The following is an 18,851-nucleotide window of genomic DNA, read 5'->3' on the forward strand; positions in this document are numbered from 1 at the left end:
GCGTGCGCTTTCAACTCGGCGACGACCAGAAGGCGTTGCGGGACGGGATGCGGGAGCTGCTCGCACGCCGGTTCGACGGCGCGGCGCTGCGGGCGGCGGTCGGCGCGCCCGGCCTGGACCGGGGCCTGTGGCGGGAGTTGGGGGCGGCCGGGTTCTTCGCGCTGCGGCTGCCGGAGGCGGACGGCGGGGTGGGACTCGGGCTCCCCGAGGCGGTGTTGGTCTTCGAGGAGGCGGGCCGCGCCCTGCTGACCGGCCCGCTGACGGCCACCCATCTGGCGGCGGCCGACGTCCCCGGCGCGGCCACCGGGGAGGCCGTGGTCGCCCGCGTGGACGGCGGCCTGGTGGAGTGGCTGACCGAGGCCGATGTCGTACGAGGGGACGCGTCGGGCGCCGTACCGCTGCGCTCCGTGGATCCGTTGACGCCCCTGCACCGGGTGCCGGGGGCGGCGGCCACGGCACCCGATCCGGTCGCCGTACTCCTGACCGCCGCCGAGCAGCTCGGCACCGCCACGCGCGCGTGCGAGCTCGCCGTGCAACACGCGCGGACCCGCGAACAGTTCGGGCAGCCCATCGGGGCGTTCCAGGCGGTCAAGCATCTGTGCGCCGACATGCTGGTGCGCGCCGAGACCGCGCGCGCGGCCGTCTACGCGGCCGCCGTGACCGCAGACCCGGTGGACATCGCGGCGGCCCGGCTGCTCGCCGACGAAGCCGCCCTGCGCGGCACCCGGGACTGTCTTCAGGTGCACGGCGGGATGGGCTTCACCTGGGAGGCGGAGGTGCATCTGCACATGAAAAGGGCCTGGCTGCGGGCTCAGCGTGGCGGCGGGAACACGGAGAGTGAGGAAATACTCGCGGCCGAGTTGCTCGGCTGAGCGTTCGAAACGGCTCTGGTCTGCGCGTTCGGGGGTCCGGCCGGCCGGGGTGTCGCGGATCGTGGCATACCGGAATCACGGAGCGTTGATACCGGGTTGTGTCCAACGCGTGACTCGTCACGGCCTGGAGTCGGCTGTCCCCTCGGGTACCTTCTGTGGGATGCGAGTGGTTCCGAGGACGAGCCATGCCGGCGGTGCCGTCGAAGCGGCCCCGCGGCTCATGGTGCGTACCGGCCCTCGCAGGGCGGTAAGGGCTTGCGCCCCCGCCTGTTCGACTCCCCGCAGCGAGCGTCGCACAGTATGCCGTACGCGTAATCCTTCGCGTTGGAATATGCCCGAAGCGCTTGTTGGGGTGACTGTACGTCAACCATGCTGTCTCGTAAGGGAATCACGTTCCGTGACCCTTGCTCTGGCCGTTGTTCTGGCCATGCAGAAAATGGCTACGATCGTGGCCCTTGTCGTCCTTGTCGTCGCGGTCCTTGTCGTGGCGCTCGTTCGGCGCGGGTTCATGTGTCCGCCGGTTCGGATGGTGTGAGCGGTGCAGGTGCTTCAAGTGCAGTTGGAGATCCGGCCCGACCCCGCGGAGGTGGGACGGGCCAGGAGGTGGGCGCGCTCGCGCCTCGCGGGGTCCGGTATAGCGGCGGACGAGCCGCTGGCCGAGACGCTGATCCTGCTCGTCTCCGAGCTGGTCACCAACGCCGTGGTGCACACCGGCTGCCCGGCCGTGCTGCGGCTCTCGCTGCCGGGCGCGGACCGCGGAGGCGCCGAGGAGTCGGCCACCGTACGGCTGGAGGTCGCCGACAGCAGCGACCGCGCGCCCGTACCGCGGTGCGTCGACAGCGACGCGACCGGCGGCCGCGGTCTCGCCCTGGTCGACGGGCTCGCCGACCGCTGGGGCTGGAGCCCCGAAGGCGCCGGCAAGCGCATCTGGTGCGAACTCGACCGGTGTTCGGAACCCCGGCAGGGCGCGGCGGTGGCGTACGGAGGCGGCCTGGCCTCGTTCGAGGGGCTGGCTTTCGAGGCGGTGTGATCCCGTTGTGCGGTGATGCGCCGGGGAATGCATCCGTGCGCGCCCATGATGAACCGGGGCATACGTCCTAAAACCCCGAACAGGTGTTGACGCCTTGTGACCGTGTGCTCACGCTTGAGGTCTGCGATTCGCCGCGAGGGGACGGCGAGGGGCCGGACGCCCTCGTCGAGCGTGGGTCGAGCCGGACGGAGGCGCGCGGGACCGGGCTCGGGGCGGGCCGGTGCGCGCAGCCGTCCGGGTTCAGGGGGGAATGGGGGAGGGGCGGTGTCACGCCGGTCTCGGCGTGACACCGACCTCAACCGGCGACAGTGCACGGACCTCCGGGAACGGCCGCGCGTGGAGGGTCGGAGGACGGCCGCGCGTGGAGGGTCGGAGGATGCCCGCGCTGGACTGCCGGAGAACGGCCGCGCCTGGACCTCAGAGCACGGCCACGGGGGCGACCGGGGAGCCCGTCGCCCCGACGAACGGCTCCGGCATCGCCGACAGCCAGAACGCGTACCGGCCGGTTTCTCCACAGGCTGTGGACAACTCTTCGAGATTCCAGTTCTGGCCCTGGAGCATCCCCATCTCCACCAGGTCCAGGGCGTGCACGGGCAGCCACAGGTCCTCGATCTCGGGTGGGAAGATCTCGAACGTGAGGGTGTCGTTGGCGACGGCGGCCACATCGCGCGCGTGGAACCACTCCGGGGTGCGCACCGACAGCCCTGGCGACGGATAGCCGTACCCGTGCTTGTCCCCGGCGAGGTACACCTGCACCTGCCCGGTCCGCACCAGCACGATGTCACCGGCGCGGACCGCGGTCCCGGCCAGCTCCTCCGCCGCGTCGAGATCTTCTGGCGTGACCGCGTGGCCGCCCGCCAGCCGCGCCACGCCACGCGCGCGTGCCACGTCCAGCAGGACCCCGCGCGAGACGATGTGCCGCGCCTTGTCGATCCCGCCGAACTCGGCACCGCCATGCGCGGTGACGGTCCCCGCCGGGCGGCCGTTGTAGAGCCTTCCCGAGTGCGAGACATGGGTGAGCGCGTCCCAGTGCGTGCCGGCCTGCAGCCCCATGGTCACGGCGTCGTCGCTGCACGCCACCGTCCCCGGGCCGAAGAGCTCCTGGTTGATCTGCACCATGGAGTGCAGGGGGTTGACCCGTCCCGGGATCATGCCGGTCTGCACGCCGTCCTGCCGGAGCGGAAGGGCGAGCGGGACGCGGCGGCCGGTCCGGACGGTCGCCGCCGCCTCCCGTACCACCTCGTCGGTGATCAGGTTCAGCGTGCCGATCTCGTCGTCGGCGCCCCAACGGCCCCAGTTGTTGACGCGCTTGGCGATGTCGTGGAACTCGGCGGGCAGTGACATCCGGATCCTCCCCGGGGCTTGTGTCCGTGCGTCCGGCGCGCCATAAAATCTAACGGGCCGTCAGAAACCGCGGGAAGGGGCCGGGCGTGGGGAACTTCTTGGCAGGCAGGGTCGTCGCCGTGACGGGCGCGGGGCGCGGGATCGGGCGGGCGGTCGCGCTGGGAGCGGCGGCCCAAGGGGCGAAGGTCGTCGTCAACGACTACGGCGTCTCGGTCGACGGCGGATCGCCCACCAGCGAGGTCGCCGAGGCCGTCGTCAAGGAGATCGAGGCGGCGGGCGGGGAGGCGGTCGCGGTGGCCGACGACATCTCCACGATGGCGGGCGGCCAGCGGGTCGTGGACACGGCGCTGTCGTCGTACGGGCGCCTCGACGGGGTCGTGTGCGTGGCCGGGATCCTGCGCGAGCGGATGCTGTTCAACATGTCCGAGGAGGAGTGGGACCCGGTGGTCGCCACCCACCTCAAGGGCACGTTCACGGTGTTCCGGGCGGCGTCGGCGGTGATGCGCGCCCAGCGCGCCGGCACGCTGATCGGCTTCACCAGCGGCAACCACCAGGGCTCGGTCGCGCAGGCCAATTACAGCGCGGCGAAGGGCGGGATCATCTCGCTGGTGCGCAGTGCCGCGCTGGGCCTGCACAAGTACGGGGTGACCGCGAACGCGGTGGCGCCGGTGGCCCGGACCCGGATGTCGGCGGGCGTGCCGATGGAATTGGCCGAGATCGGTGAGCCGGAGGACGTGGCCGCGTTCGTGGTCTACCTGCTCTCCGACGCGGCGCGGGACGCGGGGGTCACCGGGCAGGTGTACACGGTGGCCGGCCCGAAGATCGCGGTCTGGGCCCAGCCGAGGGAGCTGCGGGCCGCGTACGCCGAAGCGGGCTCCTGGACGCCGGAGCGGATCGCGGAGGCGCTGCCCGGGAGTGTGGGGACGGACCCGATGCCGATGCTGGAGCGGCTGACGGCGATGGAGACGGCGGCGCGGTCCGGAAGCCGGCCGAACGCCTAGGGGGCAGGGGGGTGCGGTGCGTGCGCGGGTGCGGCGTCGTCCGGGTTGTTCGCGCAGTTCCCCGCGCCCCTGGGTCGGCTGTTCACGCCGGCGTTCATGGTCCTCGCTCGCTGGGTCGGCTGTTTACACCGGCGTTCACGGTCCTCGCTCGCTGGGTCGTCCGTTTCCGCAGTCCATGCACCCTGCCGGCCCCTGACTTCTCTCCGCCGCGACGGCGATCGGCCAAGACGGCGGTGCCCGGCGGTTCTCGTAAGGCCGTAGCCCCGACGTTTTTCTGGAGGTCACCGTGGATTTCGGCGCAGCGCCGGAGGACGAGGTGTTTCGCAGCGAAGTCCGGACCTGGCTCGGTGCGCATGCCGCATCCGGTATGGACCGGCGTGGCTGGGAGCGCACCCTCGGGGCCGCCGGGTGGATCGGGCTCGGATGGCCGGAGGGCGGGTACGGGAACCGGACCGCCACGCTCAGCCAGCAGGTCGTGTGGGCCGAGGAGTACGCGCGGTCGGCGGCGCCCCCGCGTTCCGGGCACATCGGGGAGAACCTGCTCGCCCCGACGCTCATCGCCCACGGCAGCGACGCGCAGAAGGCGCGCTTCCTGCCGCCCGTCGCCGCCGGCGAGGAGCTGTGGTGCCAGGGGTACAGCGAGCCCGGCGCCGGTTCCGACCTCGCCGGAGTGCGGACCGCGGCCGTACGCGAGACCGACGGCTACCGCGTCACCGGGCAGAAGATCTGGACCTCGCTCGCGCACGAGGCCGACTGGTGTTTCGTGCTCGCGCGGACCGAACCCGGCTCGCGGCGCCACCACGGACTCAGCTTCCTGCTCGTGCCCATGGACCAGCCGGGCCGCATAGAGGTCCGCCCCATCCGCCAGCTGACCGGCACCAGCGACTTCAACGAGGTCTTCTTCGACGGGGCGCACGCGCGCCTGGAGCATGTCGTCGGCGGTGAGGGCGACGGCTGGCGCGTGGCCATGAGCCTGCTCGGCTTCGAGCGCGGGGTGTCGACCCTCGCCCAGCAGATCGGGTTCGCCGAGGAACTGGGACGGGTGGTGCGGGACGCCGTGGCGACCGGCGCCGCCGACGATCCCGTCGTACGGGCGCGGCTCGTGCGGCAGTGGGCCGAGCTGCGGGTCATGCGCTGGAACGCCCTGCGCACACTGGGCGGTTCGGCCGCCGAGCCCGGCGCGCCCAGCGTGGCCAAGCTGCTGTGGGCCAGCTGGCACCAGCGGCTCGGGGAGCTCGCCGTGCTGGTGCGGGGCGCCGGCGCGAGCGTCGGCCCGGTCGACTGGTCGGCCGCCGCGCCGTACGAACTCGACACCGCCCAGCACCTGTTCCTGTTCTCCCGGGCCGACACCGTCTACGGCGGCTCGGACCAGGTCCAGCGCACGATCATCGCCGAGCGCGTGCTCGGTCTGCCGAGGGAACCGAAGGGGGTCGAGTCGTGATGCGTGGTGTGGTGTTCGACGGGAAACAGGTGCAGGTCGTCGACGATCTGGAGGTGCGGGAGCCGGGGGCCGGGGAGGTACTGGTCTCCGTCGCGGCGGCCGGGCTGTGCCACAGCGATCTGTCCGTGGTGGACGGGACCATACCTTTCCCCGTCCCTGTGGTGCTCGGACATGAGGGTGCCGGGGTGGTGGAGGCGATCGGTGTGGGCGTCAGCCATGTCGAGCCCGGGGACCATGTGGCGCTGTCCACCCTCGCCAACTGCGGTGCCTGCGCCGACTGTGACCGTGGGCGGCCCACCATGTGCCGGAAGGCCATAGGGCGGCCGCAGAAGCCGTTCACGCGCGGCGGCCGGGCCGTCTACCAGTTCGCGTCCAACTCGGCCTTCGCGGAACGGACGGTCGTCAAGGCCGTGCAGGCGGTACGGATTCCCAAGGACATCCCGCTGACCTCGGCCGCCCTCATCGGCTGCGGCGTACTGACCGGGGTGGGCGCCGTGCTGAACCGCGCCCGCGTCGACCGCGGCGACACCGTGCTGGTCATCGGCACCGGTGGGATCGGGCTCAACGTCATCCAGGGCGCCCGGATCGCGGGAGCGCTGCGGATCGTGGCCGTGGACGCCAACCCGGCCAAGGAGGAGGTGGCCCGGCAGTTCGGCGCCACCGACTTCCTGACCTCGACGGACGGCGTCAAGGACCTGCTGCCGACCGGCGTGGACCACGCGTTCGAGTGCGTCGGCCGGGTCGAGCTGGTCCGGCAGGCCGTCGACCTCCTGGACCGGCACGGCCAGGCCGTCCTCCTCGGCACCCCGGCCGCCACCGCCGAGGCGTCCTTCGTCGTCGCCTCGATGTTCCTCGACAAGTCCATCCTCGGCTGCCGCTACGGCTCCTCCCGCCCCCAGCGGGACATCGCCCTGTACGCCGAGCTGTACCGCCAAGGGCGCCTGATGCTCGACGAGTTGGTGACCGAGATCTACCCGGCGGAGGACTTCGAGAAGGCCCGCGCCGACGCGGAGGCGGGGCGGGTGGCACGGGGCGTGCTCACGTTCTAGTGCCGCGGCGGGCCGGGAGGTCAGTGCCCGACGCCGATGCCGACGCCGCCGGGGCGGTGGGCTTCGCCGGTGCCGGTCCGGAAGGTCCGGCGGTAGGCGGTCGGGGTGACGCCGAGCGCTGTCTGCAGGTGCTGCCGCATCGACTGGGCCGTGCCGAAGCCGGCGTCCCGGGCCACCTGGTCCATGGAGAGCTCGGTGGACTCCAGGAGGTGCCGGGCGCGTTCGACGCGCTGCTGGGTGAGCCACTGGCCGGGGCTGATGCCGGTCTCCTCGCGGAAGCGGCGCGTGAAGGTCCGTACCGACATGGCCTCCTGCTCGGCCATGTCCCGCAGCTGGATGGGTTCGTGCAGGCGGGCGAGGGCCCAGGCGCGGGCGGTTGTGGTGCCGGCGACCTGCGGGTCGGGGACCGGCCGGTGGATGTACTGGGCCTGGCCGCCGTCCCGGTGCGGGGGGACGACAGTACGGCGGGCCACCTCGTTGGCGACGGCCGTACCGTGGTCGCGGCGGACCATGTGCAGGCACAGGTCGATGCCGGCCGCCACCCCGGCGGAGGTCAGCACGTCCCCGTCGTCGATGAAGAGGACGTTCGCGTCCACCTTGACCTGCGGGAACAGCCGCTGGAGATGCTCCGCTTCGGCCCAGTGCGTGGTCGCCGGGCGGCCGTCCAGGTAACCGGCGGCGGCCAGCACGTAGACGCCGGTGCAGATGGAGGCGAGCCGGGTGCCGGGGCGGATGCGGGCGAGGGCGGCGGCCAGTTCGGGGGTGAGGACGCCCTGCTCGAAGACCGGGCCCAGCTCGTACGACGCCGGGATGACCACCGTGTCGGCGGTGGCCAGCGCCTCCGGGCCGTGCGGCACGTGGACCGCGAAGTCGGCGTCGGTCTCGACCTGCCCCGGCGGCCGGACCGAGCAGGTCACGACCTCGTACAGGTGCCGTCCCCGCGCGTCCTTGGGCCGGCCGAAGATGCGGTGCGGGATGCCCAGTTCGAAGGGGAGCAGACCGTCCAGGGCGAGGACGACGACTCGGTGCGGGCGGAAGCCGGGGTCACTGCTCATGGCCCGATCCTAGCGAATACTGTCCTCCGGGCCACTCGATGGAGTGAATCCGCTGGCCGAAGCTGTATGGCGTGACCCAGACAAGTGAAGCCGCAGCCGCCCTCGCCGAGGGCTCCGAGCCGACCCACTCACCGCGCATCAACCGTGCCTGGTTCGTCGCCGCCGTCACCTTCGTCACGATCGTCGGCGCGGCCGCCTTCCGCTCGCTGCCCGGTCTGCTCATCGACCCCCTGCACCAGGAGTTCGGCTGGTCGCGCGGCACGATCGGCGCGGCCGTCTCCGTCAACCTCGCGCTGTACGGGCTCACGGCGCCGTTCGCGGCCGCACTGATGGATCGTTTCGGCATCCGCCGGGTGGTGGCCGTGGCCCTGACCGTGATCGCGGTCGGCTCGGGCCTGACCGTGTGGATGACGGCGGCCTGGCAACTGCTGCTGTGCTGGGGCCTGCTGGTCGGCCTCGGCTCCGGCTCGATGGCCCTCGCCTTCGCCGCCACGGTCACCAACCGCTGGTTCACCACCCGGCGAGGCCTGGTCAGCGGCATCCTCACCGCCGGCTCCGCCTCCGGCCAGCTGATCTTCCTGCCGCTGCTGTCCTGGATGGTCGAGCGGTACGACTGGCGCCCGGCCGCCGTCACCGTCGCCCTCGCCGCCCTCGCGGTCGTCCCCTTCGTCTGGCTGCTGCTGCGCGACCACCCGGCCGACGTAGGCCTGAAGCCGTACGGCGCGGCGGACTTCGTGCCGAAGCCGGCGCCGGTCACCGGAGCCGCGCGCCGGACGGTCGGGGTGCTGCTCTCCGCCGTCCGCACCGGGCCCTTCTGGCTGCTCGCCGGTACCTTCGCGATCTGCGGCGCCTCCACCAACGGCCTGGTCCAGACCCACTTCGTGCCCGCCGCCCACGACCACGGCCTGCCGGTCACCACGGCGGCCTCGCTGCTCGCGGTCATCGGCGTCTTCGACGTCGTCGGCACGATCGCCTCCGGCTGGTTCACCGACCGCTTCGAACCCCGCCGGCTGCTCGCCGTCTACTACGCCCTGCGCGGCCTCTCCCTGCTCTTCCTGCCGATGCTGCTGGGGCCCGCCATCCACCCCCCGATGATCTTCTTCATCGTCTTCTACGGCCTCGACTGGGTCGCCACCGTTCCGCCCACCCTGGCCCTGTGCCGGGAGCACTACGGCGAGGACAGCGCCATCGTCTTCGGCTGGGTCCTCGCCTCCCACCAGATCGGCGCGGCCCTCGTCGCCTACCTCGGCGGTGTCGCCCGCGACGTCTTCGGCACGTACGACATGGTCTGGTACGCCTCCGGTGCCCTGTGCGCGGCGGCGGCCCTGATGGCCCTGGTGATCCGGCGCCGGCCGACGGCCGTGGTGCCCGCCCTGGCCGTCTAGAGGGAGACCGTCGGGAGCCGTCCGGGACCGGCTCGGGCCGGTGCGGAGTCGCGTCTTATGGTTCTGGGATGAGCAACTCCACCGCGGCCGCCGTCCTCACCACCGCCGACCTGCCGGAAGCGATACGCGCGGTGCGTACCTTGTTGGGCCTGGCGGACATCGATCAGGGAGAGGTCGACTTCGAAGCCGTGATCAGGTCGCCGGATGTCCTGGCGCGAGTACGTCAGGTACTGCCCGGCCTCGTGTGGTGGGCGTCCGCCGGCCAGGAGCACGGTTCGTCGGAGGCCGGCGACGACCCCGCGGACTGCCTGCCGATCCAAGTGTTCGACTGGGGGCGTCCGCTGGACCGCGCTGAGCCCTTCATCGCCGCTCTGGGACCGGATCCCGCGGCTGTTCGCTGGGATCTGGACGCCTGGCCCGCGGTTCCCGAAGCGGGACTGGAGGCGATCTCGCAGAAGTACGCGTACCTCACCCTGACCGTGAACTCCCGGGACCTCTACCAGGACGAGCCGTCGCAGGACCACACCGTCCACGTGCACGTCCGGGACCGCAAGGGTGACCAGACCGCCCGCGTGCACTGGCTCGCCGATCAAGTGGGTGGCCGGTTCACGGGCAGGGTGGAGGGGGCACCTCTGTAACCCCTCTCCGTGACTCCTCGGCAACCGGGCGGGACCGCCGCCTTCATCCGCCTCCGCCACCTCACCGGCCGGACATGTCCTGGCCGTCCGCTCCGAGCCCGGTGAACCGCCCCCGGTGGAACAGCAGCGGTCCGTCGGCGGGGTCGGCCGCGCCCAGCGCGTTCACCCGCCCCACCACGATCAGGTGGTCGCCGCCCGTGTGGACGGCGTGGATCGCGCAGTCGATCCAGGCGGCGGCGCCGGTCAGGCGCGGCGCGCCCGACACCGGGGCCGTGTCGTAGGCGACCCCCGCGAACTTGTCGGCGCCGCTCACCGCGAAGGCGCGGCACAGCTCGCCCTGGCCCGAGCCGAGGACGTTGACGCAGAAGACGCCCGCGCGGGCGATGCGCGGCCAGGTGGCCGACGTACGGCCGACCATGAAGCAGACCAGGGGCGGGTCGAGGGAGAGGGAGGAGAAGGACTGGCAGGCGAAGCCGGCGGGGGAGGGTTCACCCTCGGCGGCTGGTGCGGTGACAACGGTCACCCCGGTCGCGAAGTTCCCCAGCACACGCCGGAACTCCGCCGGGTCGACCGGCGCCCGCTCGTCGGCGCGCACACACCGCAACTCCGGGCGCGGCAAGGCCTCCAGGGGCCCCGGCGCGGGGGCCGACCTGAGGTAGCGGACGGCGGCCGCGGCCGCCCCTGCGTGTCCCATCATCCATTCATTGAAGCTGACGACACGTCAGATGGGAAGGTCGGCGCCGCGGGTCGTACGACTGCTTCGTGCGCTGCGCCCAAGGGTGGGAAGGCATGTTCCTGCCGACCCTGCCCTCGGGGGTGTCGGCCCGGGCCGCCGGCCGTTCCGCTCACCACGACGGCCTCACCGGCCCCGGAACTGCGGGCTTCTGCGCTCCACGAAGGCCCGCAGCCCCTCCTGGGCGTCCCGCGTCGTCATGTTGATCTCCTGGGCGGCGGACTCGGCGGCGAAGGCGGACGCCCGGTCGCTGTCCAGGGACGCGTTGACCAGCTGCTTCGTCAGGGCGAGGGTGCGCGTCGGGCCGGTGGCGAGCCGGATGGCCCAGTCCCGTGCCGTCTTGGCCAACTCCTCGTCCGCTACGACCCGGTTGACCAGGCCCAGCCGTTCCGCTTCCGGCGCGGAGAGGGTGTCGCCGAAGAACATCAGCTCCTTGGCGCGGTGCGGGCCGATCAGGCGGGGGAGGAGGTAGGCGCCGCCGCCGTCGGGGACCAGGGCGCGGCGGACGAACACCTCGATGAAACGCGCGGATTCGGCGGCCAGGACCAGGTCGCAGGCGAGCGCGAGGTGGGCGCCGAGGCCGGCGGCGGTGCCGTTGACCGCCGCGATCACCGGCTTCTCGCAGTCGAGGACGGCGGCGACCAGACGCTGGGCGCCGAGCCGGATGGTGCGGGCCACGTCGCCGGGGAGGCGCTCGGCCGTGGCGCCGCCGCGCAGGTCGGCGCCCGCGCAGAATCCCCGGCCGGTCCCGGTGACGACCACGGCCCGTACCGAGGGGTCCGCAGAGGCCTCGGAAAGCAGTTGGATGATGCGTTCCCGCTGGTCAGGGGTGATGGCGTTGAGGGATTCGGGGCGGTTGAGGGTGATCTGCGCGACCTGATTGTCAGTGGCGTGCAGTACCAATGACTCAACGGAAATTTCCGGCTCTTCAGCCTTTGAGGGCTCACGGGGGGAATGGGACATGTTCATCTCAGCGGCACACCGCCAGCGCGTCGAGCGCCACCGCGCCCTGCCCCTCGGGCAGCACCATCAGGGGGTTGATGTCGAGTTCGGCGAGCTGGTCGCCGAGTTCCAGGGCCATCCGCTGGACACGCAGGATCACCTCGACGAGCGCTTCGAGGTCGGCCGGCGGCCGCCCCCGGACCCCGTCCAGCAGGGCCCGCCCGCGCAGTTCGGCGAGCATGTCCCAAGCCTGCTCCTCGCCGAACGGCGGCACGCGTACGGCCGCGTCGTGCAGGACCTCGACCAGGACTCCGCCCAGCCCGACGGTCACCGTCGGCCCGAACAGGGCGTCGTGCGTGACCCCGACCACCATCTCCACGCCCCGCTCGACCATCTGGCAGACCAGCACGCCGTCGAGGGCGACGCCCTCGTAGCGGGCGATGTCGGTCAGCTCCCGGTAGGCGTCCCGGACCTGGCTGGCGGAGGTCAGCCCGACCTTCACCAGGCCCAGCTCGGTCTTGTGGGCGATCTGCGCGCCGGACGCCTTCATCACCACCGGGTACCCGACCAGTCCCGCCGCGCGCACGGCGGCGGCCGCGCTGGTCACCAACTGCTCGCGCGGCACCCGTATGCCGTACGCGCGCAGCAGCTGCTTCGCCGCGTGCTCGCTCAGCTGCTGCCCCGGCCGCATCAGCGCGAGCGCCTTGCGGTACGAGGGCGACGGCGTGCGCGGCGCCTCGTCGAAGGGGGAGTGGTAGGCGCGGACGAAGCGGTGGTGGTCGAGGTAGGCGCGGACGGCGGTGAGGCAGTTGCCGACCGTGCGGAAGGTGGCCACCCGGGAGGAGCCCAGCAGGACCTCGCGGTAGGCGGATTCGGTGCCGACCGGCGAACCCCACACCACGCACACCAGCTTGTCGGTCGCCTCGGCCGCGTCGACCAGATCCCGCACGAGCCGGTCGCTGAGCGGCGGGAAGGGGCCGGTGATCGGGCAGATCAGCACCCCGACCCCGGGGTCGGCGAGGATCGCGTCGATGATCTTCCGGCCGCGCCAGTCGCCCACCGGATGACCGCCGTTGTCGACCGGGTTGGCCACGTTCAGATACTCCGGTATCCACTGGTGCAGCTCGGCCTGGAGTGCCTCGGACAGCACCGGCAGCCGGAGCCCCGCACCGGACGCCAGGTCGGCGACGTGCGCGCCCGTGCCGCCCGAGATCGAATAGACGACCACTCCGTCGGCGTGCGGCGGCCGGGCCCGGGCCAGCAGGGCGGCGGTGTCCTGGAGCTCGTCGAGGCCGTCGACGCGGATCACGCCGTACTGGCGCAGCGCCGCGTCGATCACTTCGTCCGCGCCGGTCAGCTTGCCGGTGTGGGAGGCGGCGGTGCGGGCGCCGGCCTCGGTGCGGCCGACCTTCACGGCGACCACCGGCACCTTGCGGCGGGCCGCGCGGTCGGCGGCCAGCAGGAAGGCGCGGCCGTCCTTGAGGCCCTCGACGTAGCAGGCGATGGCGCCGACCTCGGGGCGCTCGGCGAAGTAGGAGATGAAGTCGGCGGTCTCCAGGTCGGCCTCGTTGCCGGTGGGCGCCCAGTGCGAGAGGCGGATGCCGAGTTCCTGGGCGGCGAACACGGGCCGGCCCTGGTGCCCTGACTGGGTGATCAGCGCGATCGCCGGTCCGTCCAGGTCGTCCCGGAACCGCTCGAAGGCGTTCAGGTTGGTGTTCGGGCCGAGCAGCCGCAGCCCGGAGCGGCGTACGGCGGCCGCGAGCCGGACCTGGGCCGCCGCCCCCTCCTCACCGGTCTCGGCGAACCCGGACGCGAAGGCGACGGCGAACCGCACCTTGGCCTCGGCCAGTTCCTCGATCACCGGAAGGGGGTCGGCGACCAGGAGTACGGCGAGGTCGACCTGCTCGGGCAGGTCGGCGACGGAAGGAGCGCAGGCGATGCCGAAGACCGACGGCCGGGCCGGGTGCACCGGGTGCACCCGGGCCCCGACCCGCTCGGCCCAGTCGAGGATCTGCCGGGTGATGCCGGTGTTGGGCCGCCCCTCGGCGTCCGAGGCGCCGATCACGGCGACGGACTCGGGCCGGAAGAACCTGTCCAGATCCGGTACGTCCGCGTACAGCGGCCGTCCGCTGACGTCCTGCTCGTCCGCGTCGGCCGTCCGGCCGTGGACGGCGGGTCCGGGTCGCTGCTCACCGCAGGCGATGACCCGGGCCCGGCGGGAGTCGGTGGTGAGGGTGCCGTGGGTTGATCCAAGCATCGTTCCGCCCGCTCCTGTGTGACAGCACAATAAACTGACGCAGTGTCAGATTACTGAACTGACACTGCGTCAGGAACTGGTCTGCACGCAAAGTTGAGACCGAAAGCGCTCCTGGCCCCGCCCGTCGCCGCTAGCCGAGGGCGGCCGGCACCTCCTTCGCCACCCGCTCGCCCGACCGCACCGCCCCGTCCATGAAGCCCGTCCAGAACGTGGAGGTCTCCGTCCCGGCCCAGCGGACCCCGCCCACCGGCTCGCGCAGCGCGGCCCCGTACTCGGTCAGCACACCGGGCGGCGCGTAGCCACCGGGCCGCCCCGTGAGAAGCCCTCATTGTCCCAGCGTTGCAGCACGAAGGAGGTGGGAGATTCGGCCTTGTCCCCGAAGTGGTTGGCGTAGTCGGCCGGGACGGCGGCCATGACCTGCCGGGGGTGCTCGGTCCCCGTCGGTCGGGGCGTTCGGTCTACGTCGTTCGCTGTCGCTTGGCGATGGTCTTCGCGATCTTTTCCGCGTCGATCGCCATCTCCCGGAACATGCCGCTGATGGGGTTGGTGTAGCCGGTGAAGTAGAGGCCGGGGGCGTTCTTCGGGGTGCGGGGGCCGTGGGTGACCGGGTGGCCGCGGTCGTCGAGGACGCCGAGGTGGCCGACCAGGTCCTCCAGCGCGCGCACGTATCCCGTCGCGGCGATCACCGCGTCGGGGGAGATGAGGGTGCCGTCGGCGAGGGTGACCTTGCCGTCCTCGAAGCCGTCGACGGCGGCCACGATCTCCACCTTCCCCTCCCGCACCGCGTCGACGAGGCCGACGTCCAGGATCGGGATGGCGCCCTGCCCGACCCGGCTGTAGAGGCCGGTGTCGGGGCGGGGCAGGCCCTGGGCGGCCAGGTCGGGCACGCTGACCTTGGCCATCGCGCGGGCCAGCCGGTCGACGAGGGACACCGGGAGGCGTCGTACCAGGACGGAGTTGTACTGGGCGGCCCAGCCGGCGGTGGAGCGGCGCACGATGTGCGGGACCGTGCGGACGGCGAGCCGTACCCGGGAGGCGCCGCCCTCCACCAGGTCGACGGCGATCTCGGCGCCGGTGTTGCCGGCGCCGACGACGAGGACGTCCTGCCCGGCGAAGGGCTCGGCGTTCCGGTACTCGCCGGCGTGCAGGAACCGGCCGCCGTAGGTGTCCAGGCCGGGCCAGTCCGGGATGTGCGGGGTGTGGTTGAAGCCGGTGGCGACCACCACTGCGGAGCCGGTCAGCTCCCGGCCGCCGGAGGCGTGCAGCAGCCAGCCGTCGCCGTCGGGCGAGCGCTCCACCCGGGAGACCTCGACGCCGGTGACGATCTCCAGTTCGTGGTGCTCGGCGTACTTCTCCAGATAGCGCACCACGTCGTCGCGGGAGACCCAGCGGCCGAAGCGGCGCGGCATGGGCAGCCCGGGCAGCGCGGAGAGACGGCGGGTGGTGTGGAGACGGAGGCGGTCGTAGTGGTGGCGCCAGGAGGAGCCGACGTCGTCGGACTTCTCCAGGACGACGGCGCGGATGCCCCGGGCTCGCAGCGCGTACGCGGCCGCGAGCCCTCCGGGGCCGGCGCCGATGACGTAGACGGGCGAAACGGTGGGGGGAAACACGGCCATGGGCGGGAGCGTAATCACGCGTTACGTTGATGGGTCTCGGTCAAGACCGGAATTGGTTGCGGATTGATCACACCCTTGGGAGAAGTGGGTGGGACTTGTGACGTAGCCCACTTCTTCTGAACGGAAACCGCGAAAAGAAGGGGCGCGAAAAGGCCCGCGCCGCCGGGCTCCGGTGCGCGGGAGCCCGACGGCGCGGGTGGGCGGTGTCCTTAGACAGACGAGAAAGGAACACCGCGTTCGGGGAGGCTATCGCGGTCGTGAGGGGCCTATCTCGATTGTGAGAGGTTCTTACTTCCGCGGCGGTTTCTCAGTCCCGCTCGCCCTTCGTGCTGTCGCTGTCGCCGCTGTTTCCCTTGCTCTTGCCCTTGCCGAAGCCCGTCACCTCGGCGATCCAGGTGATGAAGTCGCCCGGGTCGGTGTTGGCGCCATGGCCCTGGTCCCAGTAGTAGAGGTGGTTCACGTCGTCACCGAGGTTGTCCAGACGGGCCGCCAGGTTCGCGGAGATGACGTGCGAGGTGTCGGTGTCATTGGTGCCGAGACGGATCCACCAGTGCTTCGCGCGCTTGCCGTTGACCTTCTCCACCAGGTGGTACATCGGGTTCATCAGGTTCAGCTTCTCGGGGACGTCGCTCGCGACCCGCTTGGTGCTGAGACCGGTGGAGTCATTCTTCGCGCCGTAGGCCGTGAAGTGGCGGCTTTCGGTCGTACCCGCTCCGAACTCATTGTTTTCGCCGGCGGACAGGTCGAAGGCGTCGAAGGCGGGGGTGGTCTTCTTGCGGGCGCCGACGTGGGTGAGGTAGTCGTCCCAGCCGAAGGTGGCCTTGCCGCCGGACCACGTGATGAAGGTGTGGGCGGCCAGATAGGTCTCGCGGTCCGAGTCCGACAGGGCGGCGAGGTAGGTGGTGGCGGACGGCTCCAGGTACTGCTCGAGCAGGTACTGGTCGTAGTTGCGGGCCGTCAGTGGGCCGAAGCCGTCCAGACCGCGCAGCTTCAGGCTCGCCTGGTACTCGGCGAACTGCGCCCGCAGGTCCTTCGACACGGTCTGGTCGACGACCTTGCCGGTGGACTGGGTGACGTTGGAGCCCCAGTTCCACTCGTAGCCGCCGTCGGCGTGCTCCAGGTCGGTGATCGGGCACCAGGCGCCGGTCGCGAAGATCGCGTCCGAGGCGTCGGCCGCGCCGATCTCCTTGAGGTACTTGTCGTAGATCGGGCTGTCGCCGGAGGCGCCGAGCAGCGCGGACAGGGCGCCGCCGGCGCTGGTGCCGGCCGACACGATCCGGTCGACGTCGCCGGGTATGAGACCGCGGTTGGCCTTCACGTACCGCACGGCCGCCTTGAGGTCGACGATCGCGGCGGGGGCGGTGCCGTAGTACTCACCGTCGGAGTTCTTGAGGGTACGGCCGCGGGCGCCGGGCTCCACGACGACGTAACCGGCGAGCAGCGCCAGCAGCTGGTTGGAGGCGGTGGCGCCACCGGTGGCGTTGGTGTTGCCGTTCGCGTTGGAGGTGGTGGAGGCCGAGGCGCTGGGCGCGGCACCGCCGGTGGGGGCACCGCTCGGGGCACCGCTCGGGGCACCGCCGCCGGCGCTCATGCCGCCGGCGCCGACACCGGTGGCGTCCGCCACGGAGGAGGGCATGTACCCGCCGACGGAGTTGGCGAACAGGATCGGCGCGTTCGTCGGGTCGACCGTCTCGCCGTCGATCTCGACCGGGGCGCTGACGACGAGCGACTGGTAGGTCTCGTCCACCGGGTCGGCGACGTAGGTGATCGCCTTCCAGAAGTGGTACGTCACCGAGTGGTCGTCGCCGTCCGTGTCCGTGACGGTCGTCGTCAGCTTCGTGTACGCGTCGGGGTCGAACCTCAGGGTCCCCGAGGAACCCGACGAGGAGTCGCTCGACGCCTGGGCGCTGAGGGCGATCCCGCCGACTGCCGCGACACCGGCCGTGGCGCCGATGCCCATGACCACGGTCCTGCGCTTCACTGCCCTGTGCTTCACCTTGCTGCCTCTCGTGTGCGGGCTCCTTGGCCTTGCGCATGCGAACGTAATTCCCGTCGACAAAATCGTCAACAATCTGCCGGGATTCATGGCTGACCCATAGCCCCATGGGAAACGCACAGCTTTTGCCCACCGCCCTCTGGGCCCCCGCACCCAACTGACATAACGTCAGATTCATGGATGCGACGAGTGCGCCGACCGCGCCGACCGCCGACCGGACCCGCGCGGCCGCCCGGCGGTACGACCTCCCCGAACCGGACGCCTTCACCCGCCCCTACTGGGAGGCGGCGGCCGAGGGCAGGCTCCTGCTCCGCCGCTGCGGCTCCTGCGGCCGGGCCCACCACTACCCCCGGGAGTTCTGCCCGCACTGCTGGAGTGAGGACGTCGCCTGGGAGCCCGCGTCCGGCCGTGCGAACCTCTACACCTGGTCCGTCGTGCACCGCAACGACCTCCCGCCCTTCGGCGACCGCGTCCCGTACGTCGCCGCCGTGGTCGACCTGGCGGAGGGCCCGCGCATGATGACCGAGCTGGTGGACACGCCCGAGCCGCGCGCCGGACTGGAGCTGGTGGTCGCCTACCGGGAGGGCGTGCCGGTGTTCCGCCCCGCGGCGCGCTGAAAGGGGAGCGGCCGGGGCGGGGCGCGGGCGGGGCAGGGGGCGGCCAGGGCGGGGCGCGGGCGGGGCAGGGCGCGGGCGGGGCAGGGCGCGGTCAGGGCGGGGCGCGGGCGGGGCAGGGGGCCGCCGGAACAAGGGGCGCGCCGAAACGGGCTGGGCCATCACCCGGCACAGAGGCTTCAATGACCCCATGGCCCAGACCGACGAACAGCCCGCCGCCCGCCGCCCCGACGTCACCCCGCACGGTCACGGCCTGCGCCTCGACCACTGGAACCCGGACTCGCGGCCCCAGGCCGAGGCCTGGCTGTGCGGCCGTACCGACCTGGACTTCCTCCGCTGGAACACCCCGCTCCAGCCGGACATCGACCTCGCCGGAGCCCGTACCGCGCTGCTGAGGCAGCGGGAGCAGGCGGCCGCCGGCGGCTGCGTGCCGTTCCGGATCGCGGACGCGGACAGCGGTACGACCCTCGGGCACATCGGCATCAACATGATCGACCGGGTGTCCCGTTCGGCCCGGGTCGGCTACTGGGTGCTCCCCGAGGCACGGGGCCGTCGGGTCGCCACCCACGCCCTGTCCCTGGCCGCCCGCTGGACCTTCACCGAGCTGGGCCTCTACCGCCTGGAGCTGGGGCACGCCCTCGGCCACGAGGCGTCCTGCCGGATAGCGCAGACATGCGGTTTCCCGTACGAGGGGACGCTGCGGGGCGCGATGTTCGAGGCGGGCCGCCCGAACGCGTTCCGGGACGCCCACCTGCACGCCCGCCTCGCCTCGGACCCGGAGCCGTCGCTGGCTTAATTCACGTGCGGGGGGTGGCGGCCGGCAGCGACCATCGAACATGGCCCCTGAGACACCTGCATCCGAAGCCTCCCCCGCATCC

At 72.1% G+C, this 18,851-nt stretch carries 16 protein-coding genes and 1 pseudogene; 9 read left to right on the forward strand and 8 right to left on the reverse strand.

Annotated features, from left to right (window positions below):
• The first annotated feature begins 2 nt into the window (after positions 1-2).
• Positions 3-872, forward strand: coding sequence for an acyl-CoA dehydrogenase family protein (locus AB0N16_RS23860; protein ID WP_365799783.1), 870 nt, complete (start codon positions 3-5; stop codon positions 870-872).
• 553 nt (positions 873-1,425) lie between these two features.
• The gene (locus AB0N16_RS23865; RefSeq protein WP_362561704.1) at positions 1,426-1,902 is read left to right on the forward strand and encodes an ATP-binding protein; all 477 of its coding nucleotides are present in this window, start codon (positions 1,426-1,428) and stop codon (positions 1,900-1,902) included.
• Between the two features lie 417 nt (positions 1,903-2,319).
• Here the strand turns inward: AB0N16_RS23865 and AB0N16_RS23870 are convergent, their stop codons facing one another.
• Complete coding sequence (locus tag AB0N16_RS23870) at positions 2,320-3,246, reverse strand: cyclase family protein (protein ID WP_365799785.1); 927 nt, start codon at positions 3,244-3,246, stop codon at positions 2,320-2,322.
• Positions 3,247-3,332: 86 nt separating this feature from the next.
• Between AB0N16_RS23870 and AB0N16_RS23875 the strand changes: the two genes are divergently transcribed.
• From AB0N16_RS23875 to AB0N16_RS23885, 3 genes are all read left to right on the forward strand, one after another.
• Positions 3,333-4,247, forward strand: a complete 915-nt coding sequence (locus AB0N16_RS23875; protein ID WP_365799787.1) for an SDR family NAD(P)-dependent oxidoreductase — start codon at positions 3,333-3,335, stop codon at positions 4,245-4,247.
• Between the two features lie 286 nt (positions 4,248-4,533).
• Entirely contained in the window at positions 4,534-5,688 is a 1,155-nt protein-coding gene (locus AB0N16_RS23880) for an acyl-CoA dehydrogenase family protein (protein WP_365799789.1), read from the forward strand.
• Positions 5,688-6,737 (forward strand): Zn-dependent alcohol dehydrogenase, encoded by a 1,050-nt coding sequence (locus AB0N16_RS23885; protein WP_365800021.1) that lies wholly within the window; start codon positions 5,688-5,690, stop codon positions 6,735-6,737. Before AB0N16_RS23880 ends, AB0N16_RS23885 begins: the two co-directional genes overlap by 1 nt.
• Positions 6,738-6,757: 20 nt before the next feature.
• On the opposite strand, the gene AB0N16_RS23890 is transcribed toward AB0N16_RS23885, so the two are convergent.
• Positions 6,758-7,792, reverse strand: coding sequence for a helix-turn-helix domain-containing protein (locus tag AB0N16_RS23890; RefSeq protein ID WP_365799791.1), 1,035 nt, complete (start codon positions 7,790-7,792; stop codon positions 6,758-6,760).
• 71 nt (positions 7,793-7,863) lie between these two features.
• Between AB0N16_RS23890 and AB0N16_RS23895 the strand changes: the two genes are divergently transcribed.
• Both AB0N16_RS23895 and AB0N16_RS23900 read left to right on the forward strand, forming a co-directional pair.
• On the forward strand, positions 7,864-9,177 hold the full coding sequence (locus tag AB0N16_RS23895; RefSeq protein ID WP_365799793.1) for an MFS transporter: 1,314 nt from the start codon (positions 7,864-7,866) through the stop codon (positions 9,175-9,177).
• Between the two features lie 68 nt (positions 9,178-9,245).
• On the forward strand, positions 9,246-9,815 hold the full coding sequence (locus tag AB0N16_RS23900) for a hypothetical protein (protein WP_365799795.1): 570 nt from the start codon (positions 9,246-9,248) through the stop codon (positions 9,813-9,815).
• A gap of 61 nt (positions 9,816-9,876) precedes the next feature.
• On the opposite strand, the gene AB0N16_RS23905 is transcribed toward AB0N16_RS23900, so the two are convergent.
• The 6 genes and pseudogenes from AB0N16_RS23905 to AB0N16_RS23930 form a co-directional block, all read right to left on the reverse strand.
• On the reverse strand, positions 9,877-10,509 hold the full coding sequence (locus AB0N16_RS23905) for a flavin reductase family protein (RefSeq protein ID WP_365800023.1): 633 nt from the start codon (positions 10,507-10,509) through the stop codon (positions 9,877-9,879).
• 165 nt (positions 10,510-10,674) lie between these two features.
• Positions 10,675-11,511 carry an enoyl-CoA hydratase-related protein gene (locus AB0N16_RS23910; protein ID WP_365799797.1) on the reverse strand — a complete coding sequence of 279 codons (837 nt, stop codon included), beginning with the start codon at positions 11,509-11,511 and terminating at the stop codon, positions 10,675-10,677.
• Between the two features lie 7 nt (positions 11,512-11,518).
• Positions 11,519-13,747: an acetate--CoA ligase family protein gene (locus AB0N16_RS23915; RefSeq protein ID WP_365799799.1), complete on the reverse strand. Its 2,229-nt coding sequence runs from the start codon at positions 13,745-13,747 to the stop codon at positions 11,519-11,521.
• A gap of 130 nt (positions 13,748-13,877) precedes the next feature.
• A pseudogene (locus tag AB0N16_RS23920) lies at positions 13,878-14,167 on the reverse strand (FAD-dependent oxidoreductase); the annotation flags it as partial.
• Between the two features lie 38 nt (positions 14,168-14,205).
• A complete protein-coding gene (locus AB0N16_RS23925; RefSeq protein WP_365799801.1) occupies positions 14,206-15,363 on the reverse strand; it encodes an NAD(P)/FAD-dependent oxidoreductase in 1,158 nt (385 codons plus the stop codon).
• Between the two features lie 307 nt (positions 15,364-15,670).
• Positions 15,671-17,323, reverse strand: coding sequence for a subtype B tannase (locus tag AB0N16_RS23930; RefSeq protein WP_365800025.1), 1,653 nt, complete (start codon positions 17,321-17,323; stop codon positions 15,671-15,673).
• Positions 17,324-17,535: 212 nt separating this feature from the next.
• On the opposite strand from AB0N16_RS23930, the gene AB0N16_RS23935 reads away from it, so the two are divergent.
• Positions 17,536-17,976, forward strand: coding sequence for an OB-fold domain-containing protein (locus AB0N16_RS23935; RefSeq protein WP_365799803.1), 441 nt, complete (start codon positions 17,536-17,538; stop codon positions 17,974-17,976).
• 187 nt (positions 17,977-18,163) lie between these two features.
• Positions 18,164-18,769, forward strand: coding sequence for a GNAT family protein (locus tag AB0N16_RS23940; RefSeq protein WP_365799805.1), 606 nt, complete (start codon positions 18,164-18,166; stop codon positions 18,767-18,769).
• The last annotated feature ends 82 nt before the right edge of the window (positions 18,770-18,851 follow it).

The sequence above is a fragment of the Streptomyces sp. NPDC051105 genome (genome assembly GCF_040682795.1).
Classification (GTDB): Bacteria; Actinomycetota; Actinomycetes; order Streptomycetales; family Streptomycetaceae; genus Streptomyces.